The sequence below is a fragment of the Litoreibacter arenae DSM 19593 genome, from assembly GCF_000442275.2.
Classification (GTDB): domain Bacteria; phylum Pseudomonadota; class Alphaproteobacteria; order Rhodobacterales; family Rhodobacteraceae; genus Litoreibacter; species Litoreibacter arenae.
Genome location: NZ_KE557314.1, coordinates 87801 through 102282, shown reverse-complemented (window position 1 = coordinate 102282; position 14482 = coordinate 87801). Strand labels below are relative to the sequence as shown.

General features: G+C 59.9%; 15 protein-coding genes and 1 tRNA gene. 7 read left to right on the top strand and 9 right to left on the bottom strand.

Features of this window, described 5'->3' with window-relative positions:
- Window positions 1–3 precede the first annotated feature (3 nt).
- Window positions 4–879 carry a 3-hydroxybutyryl-CoA dehydrogenase gene (locus THALAR_RS12820; protein ID WP_021101998.1) on the bottom strand — a complete coding sequence of 292 codons (876 nt, stop codon included), beginning with the start codon at window positions 877–879 and terminating at the stop codon, window positions 4–6.
- A gap of 160 nt (window positions 880–1039) precedes the next feature.
- Between THALAR_RS12820 and THALAR_RS12815 the strand changes: the two genes are divergently transcribed.
- A complete protein-coding gene (locus THALAR_RS12815; protein ID WP_021101997.1) occupies window positions 1040–1846 on the top strand; it encodes a DUF6473 family protein in 807 nt (268 codons plus the stop codon).
- Between the two features lie 50 nt (window positions 1847–1896).
- Here the strand turns inward: THALAR_RS12815 and THALAR_RS12810 are convergent, their stop codons facing one another.
- From THALAR_RS12810 to THALAR_RS12785, 6 genes are all read right to left on the bottom strand, one after another.
- On the bottom strand, window positions 1897–2823 hold the full coding sequence (locus THALAR_RS12810) for an electron transfer flavoprotein subunit alpha/FixB family protein (protein ID WP_021101996.1): 927 nt from the start codon (window positions 2821–2823) through the stop codon (window positions 1897–1899).
- Window positions 2823–3584 carry an electron transfer flavoprotein subunit beta/FixA family protein gene (locus THALAR_RS12805; protein ID WP_021101995.1) on the bottom strand — a complete coding sequence of 254 codons (762 nt, stop codon included), beginning with the start codon at window positions 3582–3584 and terminating at the stop codon, window positions 2823–2825. The genes THALAR_RS12810 and THALAR_RS12805 overlap by 1 nt, the downstream gene beginning before the upstream one ends.
- Window positions 3585–3752: 168 nt before the next feature.
- Window positions 3753–4325 carry a cob(I)yrinic acid a,c-diamide adenosyltransferase gene (locus THALAR_RS12800; RefSeq protein ID WP_021101994.1) on the bottom strand — a complete coding sequence of 191 codons (573 nt, stop codon included), beginning with the start codon at window positions 4323–4325 and terminating at the stop codon, window positions 3753–3755.
- Window positions 4326–4329: 4 nt separating this feature from the next.
- A complete protein-coding gene (locus THALAR_RS12795) occupies window positions 4330–4539 on the bottom strand; it encodes a twin transmembrane helix small protein (RefSeq protein WP_021101993.1) in 210 nt (69 codons plus the stop codon).
- Between the two features lie 70 nt (window positions 4540–4609).
- Window positions 4610–5440, bottom strand: coding sequence for an SDR family NAD(P)-dependent oxidoreductase (locus tag THALAR_RS12790; protein ID WP_021101992.1), 831 nt, complete (start codon window positions 5438–5440; stop codon window positions 4610–4612).
- A 33-nt stretch (window positions 5441–5473) separates the two neighbouring features.
- Window positions 5474–5980, bottom strand: coding sequence for an SH3 domain-containing protein (locus tag THALAR_RS12785; protein WP_021101991.1), 507 nt, complete (start codon window positions 5978–5980; stop codon window positions 5474–5476).
- A gap of 136 nt (window positions 5981–6116) precedes the next feature.
- On the opposite strand from THALAR_RS12785, the gene THALAR_RS12780 reads away from it, so the two are divergent.
- Window positions 6117–8459 (top strand): DNA topoisomerase IV subunit A, encoded by a 2343-nt coding sequence (locus THALAR_RS12780; protein WP_021101990.1) that lies wholly within the window; start codon window positions 6117–6119, stop codon window positions 8457–8459.
- Between the two features lie 109 nt (window positions 8460–8568).
- Here THALAR_RS12780 and THALAR_RS12775 read toward each other — a convergent pair whose 3' ends face one another.
- Window positions 8569–8988, bottom strand: a complete 420-nt coding sequence (locus THALAR_RS12775; RefSeq protein WP_021101989.1) for a PRC-barrel domain-containing protein — start codon at window positions 8986–8988, stop codon at window positions 8569–8571.
- Window positions 8989–9233: 245 nt separating this feature from the next.
- Complete coding sequence (locus THALAR_RS12770; protein WP_040818727.1) at window positions 9234–10595, bottom strand: cytochrome P450; 1362 nt, start codon at window positions 10593–10595, stop codon at window positions 9234–9236.
- A 106-nt stretch (window positions 10596–10701) separates the two neighbouring features.
- On the opposite strand from THALAR_RS12770, the gene THALAR_RS12765 reads away from it, so the two are divergent.
- The 5 genes from THALAR_RS12765 (at window position 10702) to THALAR_RS12745 (ending at window position 14440) form a co-directional block, all read left to right on the top strand.
- Window positions 10702–11349, top strand: coding sequence for a hypothetical protein (locus THALAR_RS12765; protein WP_021101987.1), 648 nt, complete (start codon window positions 10702–10704; stop codon window positions 11347–11349).
- Window positions 11350–11439: 90 nt separating this feature from the next.
- Window positions 11440–12615: an elongation factor Tu gene (gene tuf, locus THALAR_RS12760; RefSeq protein ID WP_021101970.1), complete on the top strand. Its 1176-nt coding sequence runs from the start codon at window positions 11440–11442 to the stop codon at window positions 12613–12615.
- Window positions 12616–12801: 186 nt separating this feature from the next.
- Window positions 12802–13455 carry a CatB-related O-acetyltransferase gene (locus tag THALAR_RS12755; protein WP_021101986.1) on the top strand — a complete coding sequence of 218 codons (654 nt, stop codon included), beginning with the start codon at window positions 12802–12804 and terminating at the stop codon, window positions 13453–13455.
- Window positions 13456–13542: 87 nt separating this feature from the next.
- Window positions 13543–13618 (top strand) — tRNA-Trp (locus tag THALAR_RS12750).
- Window positions 13619–13654: 36 nt separating this feature from the next.
- Window positions 13655–14440, top strand: coding sequence for an alpha/beta hydrolase (locus THALAR_RS12745; protein WP_040818725.1), 786 nt, complete (start codon window positions 13655–13657; stop codon window positions 14438–14440).
- Window positions 14441–14482 lie beyond the last annotated feature (42 nt).

The following is a 14482-nucleotide window of genomic DNA, read 5'->3' as shown; positions in this document are numbered from 1 at the left end:
CGCCTAGCGCGTGGGCACTGGCGGGTCTTGTCGATAGTCGTAGAAACCACGCTGCGACTTGCGGCCCAACCAGCCGGCCTCCACATATTTCGTCAGTAGCGGGCAGGGGCGGTACTTCGTGTCCGCCAGCCCGTCATGCAGCACGTTCATGATCGCAAGGCACGTATCAAGGCCGATGAAGTCCGCCAGTTCAAGCGGCCCCATCGGGTGATTTGCCCCGAGTTTCAGCGACTGGTCGATGGATTTGACCGAGCCGACGCCCTCATACAGCGTATAAACCGCTTCATTGATCATCGGCATCAGGATGCGGTTGACGATGAAGGCGGGGAAATCCTCGGCGCTCGCGGCGGTTTTGCCCAGTTTGTCGACGACTGCCATGCAGGCGTCATAGGTCTCGCGGTCGGTGGCGATTCCGCGGATCAACTCGACCAGCTGCATGATCGGAACCGGGTTCATGAAGTGGAAGCCCATGAATTTCTCGGGCCGGTCCGTGCGCGATGCCAGCCGGGTGATGGAAATCGACGAGGTGTTCGACGTCAGGATCGTGTGCGGCAGCAGGTGCGGTAGCAGGTCCTCGAAAATCGCGGTCTTCACCGTTTCGCGCTCGGTCGCTGCTTCGATGATCAGGTCAGAGGGCCCCAGATCAGTCAGTGTCAGCGTGGTGGATATATTCGCCATCGCCGCGTCGCGTTCTTCGGCAGTGATCTTTTCGCGGCTGACCTGCCGGTCCAGATTGCCCTGGATAATCTCGATCGCGTTATCAAGGCTCTCCTGCGAGATATCATTCATCAGGACCTTGTAGCCGGCAAGCGCCAGAACATGGGCAATGCCGTTACCCATCTGGCCTGCGCCAACCACACCAACTTTCGAGATTTCCATATACGCCTACTCCATCAGGTCGTGGCCAAGATAGGCTGTGGGAGAGGGGACGTGCAAGAGCGGCATGAAACCTAAAAGTTTACAGAAATTAACACTTTAGCTTTTTAGCAATCCCCGACTGCGAACTTGTCTTTGGGTGAGTCGAAATAGAGGTGGGGCAATGGCCTACGAAAAAGTGGACGTGAGTCCTTTGAACTACAACCAATGTCGCTACGGTCAGTCGAAACTTTTGTTCCGCGGACCAAGGCGGAGCCTGAAGAAAGACTATATCTCCTTCATTGGTGGCAGCGAAACCTACGGCAAGTTCGTGGAAAAACCATTTGTCGAGCTGATCGAGGATGCAAAGGGAATTCCCTGTGCCAATTTCAGTGCGGTGAATGCGGGCGTTGATGCGTTCGTGCATGATCCGTCCCTGATGGGCCTGTGCAGCCGGTCGCAAGCAACTGTCATTCAGGTGATGGGCGCGCAGAATATGTCGAACCGGTTCTACACCGTGCACGCGCGGCGCAATGACAGGTTTCTCAAGGCGTCGACCTTGCTGAAATCCATCTACCGCGACGTGGACTTTACCGAATTTTCTTTTACGCGGCACATGCTGAAGACGCTGAAGGCGATATCGCCGCAACGCTTCGCTGCAATCGAGATGGAATTGCGGTCTGCATGGCTTGCGCGGATGGACCTGATGCTGCGCCAGATTGACGGACGGCGCATCCTCCTATGGCTGCGCGAACCGCAGCCCGCGATATTCTCGAATGCCGATCTGGGGCCGGAACCTTTGTTCCTGGATGCGCCTTTGGTCGGCAGGCTTGAAAGGATGGTGGATGAGATTGTCGAGGTCGACATCGCGGCAGAGCGCGGTAAGCTGGACGGAATGCTCTACAGCGCGATGGAATTGCCTGCTGCGCAGGAAATGATCGGCCCCTCGGCGCATGTCAAAATCGCGGACCGCCTGCTTAAAGCCTTGTAACAGAAACGAAAAAGGCCCGCCAAAAGCGGGCCTTTCCCAATATCAAAAACTTACAGCGCGTCGATCAGTTTCGGAACCGCGTCGAACAAGTCTGCAACCAAGCCGTAATCGGCGACTTGGAAGATAGGCGCTTCCTCGTCCTTGTTGATCGCGACGATGATCTTGGAATCCTTCATCCCGGCCAAGTGCTGGATCGCGCCGGAAATGCCGACCGCGATATACAGGTCCGGTGCCACGACCTTGCCCGTCTGGCCAACCTGCCAGTCGTTCGGGGCGTAGCCGCTGTCGACAGCCGCACGGGACGCGCCAACGGCGGCGCCCAGTTTGTCGGCCAGCTTCTCAATCAGCGCGAAGTCTTCTTCCGAGCCAACGCCGCGCCCGCCGGATACGACAACGCCTGCGGAAGTCAGTTCCGGACGGTCGGACTCGGCGACTTTATCTTCGACCCACGACGACAGTCCCGGATCCGCAGCCGCGCCGATATTCTCGACCGAAGCAGACCCACCCGTGGCCGCCGCGTCAAACACGGAGCCACGCACCGAGATGACCTTCGTGGCATCAGCGGATTTGACTGTCTGCAAAGCGTTGCCTGCATAGATCGGACGCTCGAACGTGTCGGCGTCGATCACGGCGGTGATGTCGGAGATCACCATCACGTCCAGCAGCGCTGCGATGCGGGGCATCAGGTTCTTCGCGTCCGTGGTCGCTGGGGCCAGGATGTGCGAATAGTCACCGGCAAGGCTCACCACCAGATCGGCGGCAGGCTCTGCAAGGCGGTGGCCATAAAGATCGTGCTCTGCGCACAGCACCTTGGACACACCTTCGATCGTCGCGGCTTCCTCGGCGGCGGCGGCGCAGGTGGCACCTACGCACAGCACGGTGATGTCGCCCAATGGCTTGGCCGCAGTCACAGTTTTCGCGGTGGCGTCCATGGACAACTGACCGTCGGTGATTTCTGCAAGAAGTAGAACAGCCATCAGAGGACCCCCGCTTCGTCTTTGAGTTTCGTCACCAGTTCCTCGACCGAGGCGACCTTGATGCCCGCCTTGCGGGTCTCGGGCTCTGCCGTCTTGACGATTTCAAGCCGGTTGCCGACATCCACGCCGTAATCGGCCGGTGTCTTCTCGTCCAAAGGCTTTTTCTTCGCCTTCATGATGTTAGGCAGCGAGGCGTAACGCGGTTCGTTCAGGCGCAGGTCAGCGGTCACGACGGTCGGCATGTTGACCTTGATCGTCTGCAAGCCGCCATCCACTTCGCGGGTCACAACAGCCTTGTCGCCGTCAATGTCCAACTCGGACGCGAAGGTCGCTTGGCTCCAGCCTAGAAGTGCGGCCAGCATCTGGCCGGTCGCGTTCATGTCGTTGTCGATCGCCTGCTTGCCGCAGATCACCAGACCGGGCTGCTCTTCGTCGACAACCGCTTTTAGCAGTTTTGCAACCGCCAGCGGCTCGATATCGTTATGCACGTCATCGGCAGCCACGATCAGGATCGCGCGGTCCGCGCCCATCGCCAGCGCCGTGCGCAGCGTTTCCTGACTTTGCTTAACGCCAATGGAGACCGCCACGACCTCGTCGGCTTTTCCGGCCTCTTTCAGGCGGATCGCCTGCTCAACGGCGATTTCGTCGAACGGGTTCATGGACATTTTGACGTTTGCAAGATCGACGCCGCTCCCGTCCGCTTTCACACGAACTTTCACGTTATAGTCGATCACGCGTTTGACGGGTACGAGGACCTTCATCAGCGGTATCTCCCTAGATCAGTGCCCGACATAGGCACGTTGTAATTCCACTTTCCGAGATACCGGACACAAGCCTCGGAAAACAGGCTAAAATCGACACGAGGCCCATCTGTGACGCCGCGTTGGTGAAAAAAGACGTAAAAATTTCACAAACGCAAGATGTTTGCGCTAGCGATTTGCCCCCGGCACCCAAAGCACGTCGTCCTTGCCGTCATTATTGGCGATGCGCGACGCGACGAAGAACCAGTCCGACAGCCGGTTGAGGTATTTCACCGCGTCCGGATTGACTGATTCCATCGTAGCAAGCTCCACGGTCAGCCGCTCCGCGCGGCGTGACACGGTGCGGCATAAGTGCAGTTGAGCGGCGAGAGCCGAACCACCGGGCAGGATGAAGGACCGCAGCGGCTCCAACGCCGCGTTCATCGCGTCGATCTCGGATTCCAGCCGCGACACTTGTGCCGCCGCCATGCGCAGCGGCGGGTATTCGGCATCCGCATCTTTTTCCATATCGGGCCGGCACAGGTCCGCGCCAAGGTCGAACAGGTCGTTCTGGATCATCGCCAGTTGCGCGTCCATGTCGCCCTCCGCGTGCTGGCGGGCTAATCCCACGGTCGCGTTCGCTTCGTCCACTGTGCCATAGGCATTGACCCGTGACGAATGTTTGGCCACCCGCGTACCGTTGCCCAAAGCGGTCTCGCCCGCGTCGCCGGTTTTGGTGTAGATTTTGTTCAGAACGACCATTTAGTCATGCGCCTCCCATGCGCCGGAAAAAGACAAAAACAAGTATCAGGATCACCGCGATAAATTGCGCACCGATGCGGTAGCGCATGATGCGGTTGGCGTGTTTGCGGTTGAACTCGCCCCCTTTGGCGAAGCCGCCAATGCCGATCAGCAGGATGATCAGCACCGCGATACACGCGACTGCGACTACAATGAAAAGCGGATCGTCGGCCATGGGTCAGCCCCCGTAGGTTGCAATGGTTTTAGTTGCATCTAGCGGAGCATACACGAAAAGCGAACCCGAATTACATGCGGTCAATCAGCCAGTCCAGCATGCGCGTCGGCAACAGGCGCTTGAATACTGCCATCAAATATGTCGGCTTGGTGATCTTGTAGCGGGCTCGTGGGTTGGTGTCTGTCAACGCTTGCCAGACCTTGTCGCTTACTGCCGAGGCTGGCAGCTCGAACGTGTCCGGCCCACGCTCCTCGTAGAGCCGTGTCAGCACCTTTTGCTCGTACTCCGCCTTGCGGGCCGAGGATCGCCAGTCGATCCATTTTTCGAAATGCGGGATCGAATTTTCCCGCAGCTTCGACGTGATCGGCCCCGGCTGGATCAGGATCACGTCGATCCCGCTGCCCCGCATCTCGATGCGCAGGGTATCGGTCAGCCCCTCCATCGCGAATTTGGTGCTGTTATACGCCCCGCGGAACCTGAGCGCGACGAAGCCCAGAACGGAGGAACAATTCAGGATGCGCCCGTGACCCTGCGCCCGCATGATCGGGATCACTTGCCGCGTCAGATCATGGTAGCCGAACAGGTTGGTTTCGAAGATCGAACGCAGCGCGTCCGTCGGCACGTCCTCAACTGCCGCCGGAAAGCCGAAAGCCGCGTTGTTGAAAAGCGCGTCCAGAGTGCCGCCGGTGCGGGTCAGCACCTCTTCGATGGCGGCGCTCATCGAGTCCGTATCGCTTTGATCCAGCAGGAAACTTTCCAACCCCTCGCGGGTCAGCCGGTCACAGTCTTCCTGCTTGCGGCAGGTGGCGAATACCCGCCAGCCGCGTTTGTGCAGCGCGTGGGCCGCGTCGTAGCCGATGCCAGAGGAACAGCCGGTGATGAGAATGGATTTGCGTGTCATGCGCCAAGCGCTACCCGATGCAACGCGCCGCCGCTACCCCGCGTCGCTCAGAAATTGCGCAGAGATGTAGGCTTCCAGTCCAGTGTCCAGAATATAGACCTTGGCCCAGCCGGACGGCAGCAACTCGATCACCTCCGCCGTATCGTCGCGCACCGCGCGGCCCAGTATCGCGGTCGTGGTGGAAGGCCCCGCCCGCAGGTTCACCCGCCGTCCCGTCACGCGGCGAATGTCGGTGGCAGCGGGGGCAGGTGCCGCAATGGTTTGCGCGGCGACAGGTTCCGGCGCGGCGGGGGGCGTGGTGTCGGTCGTGGCAGACACAAGAACAGGGGATTCGATGGTCTCGACGACGGCAGGGGCAGCGACCACTTCCGGCTCTTCGACCTCTGCCACCACGGGCGCGTCGCTTACCACGCTTGCGCTGCGTGTAACGTGTCGTTCCGCGCGGCTTTCGCGTGCGGCCAATTCTTCGGGCGAAGGCTCGCCCATGGTCAACAAAATCAGATACAAACCGGCACAAAGGCCGACCACCCACTTAAACATCAACAATTCCCCACGGTGTTCAAATTCTTTTGTCGCATTCTATCACAAATCGACCATGGGGAAACGTACCCATTTCCTCCCCCGTCCGTGCATCTCGCCGCTTTACGCTCCCCACATGGGACGCTACACAGCATCTATGTCCGACAACGCCGACATCCCCCAGATGGAGCCACCTGAGCTGCTCGAACCGCTTCGCCGCGCAATCGGCGAGCGCTATCTGACCTATGCGTTGTCCACTATTATGCACCGCGCCCTGCCCGATGCGCGCGACGGGTTGAAGCCGGTCCACCGCCGAATCCTCTATGCCATGCGGGAGCTGAAGCTGGCCTCGAACGGCGGCTTCCGCAAATCGGCGAAGATTTCCGGCGACGTGATGGGCAACTACCACCCCCATGGCGACGCCGCGATCTATGACGCGATGGCGCGTCTGGCGCAGGATTTCAACGTCCGCTATCCGCTGGTCGACGGGCAGGGGAACTTCGGCAATATCGACGGCGACAACCCCGCCGCCGCCCGTTACACCGAAGCCCGCATGACCGCCGTGGCCGAGGCGCTGCTGGAAGGTCTCAACGAGAACGCGGTCGATTTTCGCTCCAACTACGACGGCACGCTCGAAGAGCCCGCCGTCCTGCCCGCGACCTTCCCCAACCTGTTGGCGAATGGCTCCAGCGGTATCGCGGTGGGCATGGCCACGAACATCCCGCCCCACAATATCGACGAGCTGATCAACGCCTGCATCCACCTGATCAAGGCTCCGAACGCCCGCGACGAAACCCTGCTCGACCACGTCCCCGGACCGGACTTTCCGACCGGCGGCACCATTGTCGAGCCGGGCGAAAACATCTTTGAGGCCTACCGCACCGGGCGCGGCTCTTTCCGCTTGCGCTCCAAATGGGAGGTCGAGGATCTGGGCCGTGGCGTCTGGCAGATCGTCGTCACCGAGATCCCGTATCAGGTCCAGAAGTCCAAGCTGATCGAGAAGATCGCCGAAGTAATCCAGACCAAGAAAGTCCCGATCCTCGCCGATATTCGTGATGAGAGCGCCGAAGACATCCGCATCGTGCTGGAGCCGCGCTCGAAGAATGTCGACCCCGAGGTGCTGATGGGCATGATGTTCCGCAACTCCGATCTGGAGGTGCGGTTCTCGCTCAACATGAACGTGCTGATCGACGGGCGCACGCCCAAGGTCTGCTCGCTCAAGGAAGTTTTGCGCGCCTTCCTCGACCACCGCCGCGAGGTGTTGCAGCGCCGCTCGAAGCATCGTCTGGAAAAGATCGACCACCGTTTGGAGGTCTTGGAAGGTTTCATTCTCGCCTTCCTCAACCTTGATCGCGTGATCGACATTATCCGCTACGACGACGACCCCAAATCCGGCCTGATGTTCGAGGATTGGGGTAAAGACCATCCGCGTGCGATGGATGAGAAAGACTATGTCGGCCCGACCTCCCGCACCGGCGAGCCGTCGCTGACAGAGGTTCAAGCTGACGCCATCCTCAACATGCGCCTGCGCAGCTTGCGCCGTCTCGAAGAGATGGAGTTGAAGCGCGAACGGGACGAATTGATGGTCGAGCGCGCCGGTCTCGAAGACCTGCTCGACAGCGAAGACCTGCAATGGAAAAAAATCACTGAACAGCTGCGCGACGTGCGCAAGCAGTTCGGCAAGGACAGCGAAGGCGGCGCCCGTCGCACCCAGTTTGCCGAGGCGACCGAAATCGCGGAAGTTCCGATGGAGGCCATGATCGACCGCGAGCCGGTGACGATCGTGTGCTCCAAGATGGGCTGGGTCCGCGCCATGACCGGTCATATCGACCTGACCCGCGAACTGAAGTTCAAGGACGGCGATGAGGGCCGCTTCATCTTCCACGCCGAGACCACCGACAAGTTGCTGGTCTTCGGCTCGAACGGTCGCTTCTACACCGTGCTGGCCGCCAACCTGCCCGGCGGTCGCGGCATGGGCGAGCCTTTGCGCCTGATGGTCGATCTGCCCAACGAGGCGGAGATCGTGGATATGTTCATCCACACACCGGGCCGCAAACTGCTGGTCGCGTCATCAGAGGGCAACGGTTTCGTCGTCCCCGAGGACGAGGTCGTCGCCCAGACCCGCAGCGGCAAACAGGTGCTCAACGTCAAGGACGACGCCCGCGCCGTCGTCTGCCGCCCTGTCACCGGCGACCACGTCGCCATCGTCAGTCAGAATGGAAAGTTTCTGGTCTTCCCCGCGTCCGAGCTTCCCGAAATGGGCCGCGGCAAAGGCGTGCGGCTTCAGAAATACAACATGGCGCGTGGCAAGCAGGGCTCGCTGGAGCTAGACGGCGGCCTGTCAGACCTGACCACCTTCGCGTGGGAGGACGGCCTGACATGGGGCATGGGCGGCGGCAAAACCCGCCATGAGCCCGACCTGACCGAGTGGCTAGGTAAGCGTGCGGGCGTTGGCAAACGTCCGCCATATGGATTCCCGAAGAACTACAAATTCGACTGAGTCGGAATGGCTTCAGGAGGGTTATCCTAGGCGCTGATATGGAGCCGCGCCCACTAGCAAAGAGGGGCCCAAGCGAGCCCCTCCAATATGTCAGATCAAGAACTGGCGATTAGTTCCACCAGCCTTCGTCGACCGATTCCATCTCTTCGAGCTGTTCCTCGGTCTTGCGTGTCACAACGGCGTAGGTCTTGTCGTCGACCGGTGTCAGACGCATGTCTTCAATTGGAATTAGGACGTGCTTGTCACCAATGTCGAGAAAGCCGCCGACTTCGGCAACGATTCCGACCATCTGACCGCTGCGGTCAAGAATGATGTCTTCGATTTCACCGATATCGTTCCAGTCAGGACCAACGCCATCCGCTTCCCAGTTGCCCCAAGTGTCTTCGTCCATCGGGCCGTTCAGCGTGTAGATGTCACCACCGGTGATGTCGCGTGTTCTGATCAGATTTTCGGTATCCATGTGCGTTTCCGCCAGCGCCGGAGCCGCTGCCAAGCCAAGAGCCAACGCGAGAGAAGTAAAGCGTGTCATGTCATTTCCTTTCCTAATTGCGATTGAAGAAAAAACGTTAAACTTCTGTGGTTGTTCCAAGCTCGTGTCTTATTTCTCTCAGGGAACATCATCCGAATCCGGGCGAAGCCGAATGCGCGAGCCGCTCCGCGCAGATGTTTCCGGGCCAGTCATATCGCTCAACAATTGCCTGCCTGCGCAGTGGATTATGTACCAAGTGGAGGAAATTCTGTACAAGCCATACGCCGTGTACAAAATCTTGCGTCTCAATCGGCCCGCTCGACGTTCAGCCAGACCCCGCCTTCGGGTCTTAGAGTCAGGATCAAAACGGGGTAGGGGTCCTTACCCTCCACCCGCGTGAATTTGAACCGGGACAGGATCGTGGCCAGTATGATCACCGCTTCCTGCACTGCGAAACTCATCCCGATACAGATGCGTGGCCCGTCTCCGAACGGCAGATAGGCGAAGCGGTCGACTTTCTTGTCCTTGGAAAATCGTTCAGGGTCAAAGGCATCCGGGTCGTCCCACAGCAGCCGCGACCGATGGAGCGCGTAAACCGGCAGCATCACAGTATCGCCCGGCGCGATGGGGCGTCCGCACAACTCATCCTGCACCTGAGCCGTGCGCGACAGGAACGCCGCAGGCGGGTAGAGACGCAGGGTTTCGTCAATGATTTGACGCACATAGGGCAGATGTTCCAAGTCCGCCTCCGTCGCCGTCCGTCCTTTCAGCACCTCCTGTGCCTCCTCCCGCGCACGGGTCTGCACGTCTTCGTCGAAGGCGCAGAGATACAGCGCCCACGCCAGAGTAAGCGCCGTCGTCTCGTGCCCCGCGACGATGAATGTCAGCAGGTTGTCCCGCAGCTCGGATGTATTCATTTTCCGTTTGGTTTCAGGGTCTTCACCCGCCATGAGCAGGTCGAGAAGGTCCATGACCTCGCCCTCGGCCTTTTCCTTGCGGCTGTCGATAACCCCGTCTGCCATGGATTTCATCGCCTTCATGCCGCCCGATGACATCATCCGTCCGGGCCGTGGAATCCATGTCGGAAGCCCCAAGACATCAAACAAAGATACCTTTGCAGTGCTGTCGATATAGCCGTCAATCGCCTTGTGGATAGCCTCGCGGTCAAAGCCTTCGTCGCCCGAAAACGTGACGTCAGAGATCACTTCGAAGGTCGACGTCACCATTTCCGAATACATATCCGCCGCCCGCCCCACATGCGCGTCGATGCGCGCGCAAGACCGCTCCGCGGCGGCACTCATGATGGGCGCGAGGCTGGCCACGTTGCGGTGCGAGAACACAGGCGCCGCCGCACGCCGCTGCCAGCGCCAATGCGCGCCCTCGGCCACAAACAGGCTGTCGCCGATGGCGGGGCGCAGGATGTTCTTGGTCACGTCGGACTTGGGGTAATCGTCCAGCCTGTCGCGCAGGATGCGGCGGATCGCGTCGGGGTCCATGACCATGTGCCAAGGCTTGCCCATCTTGCCGGTGACGATAGGCTGGTGCAGCGCGATTTCGGGAATGATTTCAATGAGGTTCCGCTGTGCCGCCCGGAGAGACTGCAAGATGCCCCACTTCTCGGTGACGAGCTTGACGCGGGGCGGATATGCGGGGGCTGTGTCTTTCATGCCTTTCAATATATGCGCTCTTCGAGCCACGGCAACGCGGCGTATGATTGCACCCTTGGCGCGGCTCCGTTATCCAGTCGGGACTCAACTTATGGGGATACAACACATGCGCGCCATTCTTGTTGCCTTGTCCACCGTGCTGCTTCTGTCTGCCTGCGCGGTGCCGGACCCGGATACCGAAGAGCAAGTGCCGCTGGGTGATTTCCGGCTGGACCTGAATGTTGCGGTGACGGATCAGGCCAAAAAGATGGGTGTTTCGCGCACTGCCACGGCGGCAGAGTGGGAGAAGGTGCTGGAGGCTGCGATCGACAAGCGGTTCCGCCGCTATGAGGGCGAAAAGCTTTATCACATCAGCTACAGTCTCGACGGCTATATCCTTGCGACAAAGGGCGGGCGTCTGGCGCTGGCACCACGCTCCGCGATGAGCATGACGGTGCATATCTGGGACAGCGCCACCAAGACGCGGTTGGAAGATCGGTCAAAGCAGATGATCATCCTTGAACAGTTGGATGGCGAGACCTTCGTGGGTTCCGGCTTCTTCAATGACAAAGAGCAGCAGATGGAGAATCTGGCCGCACAGTTTGCCAAAGCGGTCGAGCGCTGGCTTGTCGCGAATGGCGATCTGTTCGGGCAAGACGTTGATGCGGAGGCCAAGAAAGCGTCGGAAAAAGACGATCTTCAGGCGTTAGCCGCAAAAGCGAAGCAGGACGAAGCGGCCAAGGCAGGAAATGCAGGCCAAGACACGTCCAACTGACGCTTGATTTTTCCTGCGATCCTGCCTAGGTAGCGCGCGAAGTGAAACGGGGCCGGGTGGGCCCCCCCAATTTTGAGGCGCCCAAAAGCTATGGCTAAGGAAAAGTTTGAACGCTCTAAACCGCACGTTAACATCGGCACGATTGGCCATGTTGACCACGGCAAGACCACGCTGACAGCAGCAATCACGAAGTATTTCGGCGATTTCAAAGCGTATGACCAGATCGACGGCGCGCCGGAAGAGAAAGCCCGTGGCATCACGATCTCGACCGCCCACGTCGAGTACGAGACCGAGACCCGCCACTACGCACACGTCGACTGCCCCGGCCACGCCGACTACGTCAAGAACATGATCACTGGCGCGGCGCAGATGGACGGCGCGATCCTGGTTGTGAACGCCGCTGACGGCCCGATGCCCCAGACCCGCGAGCATATCCTGCTGGGCCGCCAGGTCGGCATCCCGAAGATGGTCGTCTACATGAACAAAGTTGACCAGGTTGACGACGACGAGCTGCTTGAGCTGGTTGAAATGGAGATCCGCGAGCTGCTGTCCTCCTACGAGTACCCCGGCGACGACATTCCCGTGATCCCCGGCTCGGCTCTGGCCGCGCTGGAAGGCCGCGACCCGGAAATCGGCGAAGAGTCGATCCGCAAGCTGATGGCCGCTGTCGACGAGTACATCCCGACGCCAGAGCGTGCTGTCGACCAGCCGTTCCTGCTGCCGATCGAGGACGTGTTCTCGATCTCCGGCCGTGGCACGGTTGTGACCGGCCGCATCGAGCGCGGTGTGGTTAACGTAGGCGACGAGCTGTCCATCGTGGGCATCCGCGACACCGCGAAAACCACCTGTACCGGCGTGGAAATGTTCCGCAAGCTGCTGGATCGCGGTGAAGCTGGCGACAACGTGGGCGTCCTGCTGCGCGGCATCGACCGTGACGGCGTCGAGCGTGGTCAGGTTCTGTGTAAGCCGGGCTCCGTGAACCCGCACACCAAGTTCGAGGCCGAGGCGTATATCCTCACCAAGGAAGAGGGTGGCCGTCACACGCCGTTCTTCGCGAACTACCGTCCGCAGTTCTACTTCCGCACGACGGACGTGACCGGCACCGTGAACCTGCCAGCCGGCACGGAAATGGTTATGCCGGGCGACAACCTGAAGTTCGACGTCGAGCTGATCGCGCCGATCGCGATGGAGCAAGGCCTCCGCTTCGCGATCCGCGAAGGCGGCCGCACTGTTGGTGCTGGCGTGGTTTCCAAGATTACGGAGTAATCTGTCACCCGCTCAGGGTTAGTGAATAGAAAAGGCCGTCCCGAAGGGGGCGGCCTTTTTGCTTGAAAGGGTCTAAAATAGCGGTCTGCAAGGCGTCGGCAAAGTGTCGGCAAAACGTATGGCAGGGTGGCGGGCAGAGCTGCAATCTGGTTTAGAGTTTAATCCAGACCCACAAAGGCCGTTTTTATGTCCGACGATTTCCCGAAACCTTCGATACGGTTTCCGATTGTCCTGCCGGATGGCTCGGCGCATTCGGGAACGGTTTTCCTGAAACCGGTCCTGAAGCACCCGCGCATCGCTGTGGGCGACTACAGTTATGCCAGCGCACATAAACCTCCTGACGATTGGGCCACCCATCTTGCCCCGTATCTCTACGAGTTCTCGCCAGAGCGTCTGGTGATCGGTAAGTTCTGCCAGATCGCGGATGGGGTGACGTTTATCACGTCGTCGGCCAACCACCGCCATGACGGGTTCTCCAGCTTTCCATTTGCCGTGTTCGGGGGCGATAGGGATGGGCGTCCTTCGATGCCTGCACCCGGGCCGGATACGGTAATCGGGAATGACGTCTGGATCGGGCAGGGCGCGCGGATATTGCCGGGGGTGCGTATTGGCTCCGGCGCGATTATCGGCGCGGGGAGTGTGGTGGCGGGAGCGGTGCCGGATTATGCGATCTACGCAGGTAATCCCGCCCGCCTTGTGCGGATGCGGTTCGACGCGGAAACGGTGCAGGCCTTGCTGGATATTGCTTGGTGGGACTGGCCTATTGAGCAGATCCTGCGCAGCGAGGCCGCGATCTGCGGCGCGGACATTGATGCGTTGAGGGTTGCTGGCCTAGGGTAGCCTTCCCGGCCCCCCCAAAACTTGACCCATGTGCAGATGATAGCTTGCAAAGCTATCGCGGCTTTTATAACACCGCATCTTAAGTGCAGGGGCTTAGCTCAGTTGGTAGAGCATCGGTCTCCAAAACCGAGGGTCGTGGGTTCGAGTCCCTCAGCCCCTGCCATTTAGACTGTTCGCGTAAGGGGTCGTGTCGGCCAACATGAAGTGCCTGTCCGACATTGTATACGACCCCCGGCACGATCTGGCGTTTGACCTTTACCTGCCTGACAACCTTAAAGCGGATGCCTGCGTGATCTATGCGCATGGCGGCGGTTTCCGGCGTGGGCATAAAGCGCATGTTGAAACGGGGCATTTCGCGTTGAAGCTGACCGAGGCCGGCTTCGCTATGGCGTCGATAAGCTACCGTCTGCGCACGGGTCTTGATGCGTTTTCGCAGGAAGATGTAGCGCATATCGAGGCGCAGATGGTCCGGACCGCGAAAGTCGGTCTGAACCTGTCGCCGAATCTTTACGGGGCAGCCTTCATCGCGGCGATGGAGGATATGTCGCACGCCATCGAATACCTGTGGGTCGAGGGGGAGTGCTTTGGTATCGCGTCACGGAAAGTAGGCGTGTTGGGCGTGTCAGCGGGTGGTATTGCCGGACTGGCGCTGGCCTATCCACCGAAGCCTTGGATGCGCCGCGTGTCGCGTCCGGATACGGTTGTGGCGATCAGCTCTGCCATCGTGCAGCCTTGGCGGCTTGAGCAGGACGGCCCGCCTTGCCTGATGTTTCACGGGCCACAGGATCGCATTATTGCTTTGAGCAATGCGCAGCTTGGGACTGCGCGTGCGCAGCAGGTGGGCGCGCCGGTGGTGTTGATCGACACGAAGGTGAAAGGGCACGTCTCGCAGGTGGATGAGGTGCTGGACGGCTCGCACCCCGACGGAACGCCTTATATGCAGATGGTGGTCGACCAGTTTGCCCGCCTGCGCGAGGAAGACTAAACGTCGCTGCCCCCTTGCAAACAGGGGCAAGGAGACGTAGTT

Bases quoted from the DNA above. Each gene is read 5' to 3' on its own strand.
- THALAR_RS12745 (WP_040818725.1), top strand. From the start codon at position 13,655: ATGAAGTGCCTGTCCGACATTGTATACGACCCCCGGCACGATCTGGCG.
- THALAR_RS12765 (WP_021101987.1), top strand. From the start codon at position 10,702: ATGCGCGCCATTCTTGTTGCCTTGTCCACCGTGCTGCTTCTGTCTGCC.
- THALAR_RS12770 (WP_040818727.1), bottom strand. From the start codon at position 10,595: ATGAAAGACACAGCCCCCGCATATCCGCCCCGCGTCAAGCTCGTCACC.
- THALAR_RS12815 (WP_021101997.1), top strand. From the start codon at position 1,040: ATGGCCTACGAAAAAGTGGACGTGAGTCCTTTGAACTACAACCAATGT.
- THALAR_RS12790 (WP_021101992.1), bottom strand. From the start codon at position 5,440: ATGACACGCAAATCCATTCTCATCACCGGCTGTTCCTCTGGCATCGGC.
- THALAR_RS12810 (WP_021101996.1), bottom strand. From the start codon at position 2,823: ATGGCTGTTCTACTTCTTGCAGAAATCACCGACGGTCAGTTGTCCATG.
- THALAR_RS12800 (WP_021101994.1), bottom strand. From the start codon at position 4,325: ATGGTCGTTCTGAACAAAATCTACACCAAAACCGGCGACGCGGGCGAG.
- THALAR_RS12795 (WP_021101993.1), bottom strand. From the start codon at position 4,539: ATGGCCGACGATCCGCTTTTCATTGTAGTCGCAGTCGCGTGTATCGCG.
- tuf (WP_021101970.1), top strand. From the start codon at position 11,440: ATGGCTAAGGAAAAGTTTGAACGCTCTAAACCGCACGTTAACATCGGC.
- THALAR_RS12820 (WP_021101998.1), bottom strand. From the start codon at position 879: ATGGAAATCTCGAAAGTTGGTGTGGTTGGCGCAGGCCAGATGGGTAAC.
- THALAR_RS12780 (WP_021101990.1), top strand. From the start codon at position 6,117: ATGTCCGACAACGCCGACATCCCCCAGATGGAGCCACCTGAGCTGCTC.
- THALAR_RS12755 (WP_021101986.1), top strand. From the start codon at position 12,802: ATGTCCGACGATTTCCCGAAACCTTCGATACGGTTTCCGATTGTCCTG.
- THALAR_RS12775 (WP_021101989.1), bottom strand. From the start codon at position 8,988: ATGACACGCTTTACTTCTCTCGCGTTGGCTCTTGGCTTGGCAGCGGCT.
- THALAR_RS12805 (WP_021101995.1), bottom strand. From the start codon at position 3,584: ATGAAGGTCCTCGTACCCGTCAAACGCGTGATCGACTATAACGTGAAA.
- THALAR_RS12785 (WP_021101991.1), bottom strand. From the start codon at position 5,980: ATGTTTAAGTGGGTGGTCGGCCTTTGTGCCGGTTTGTATCTGATTTTG.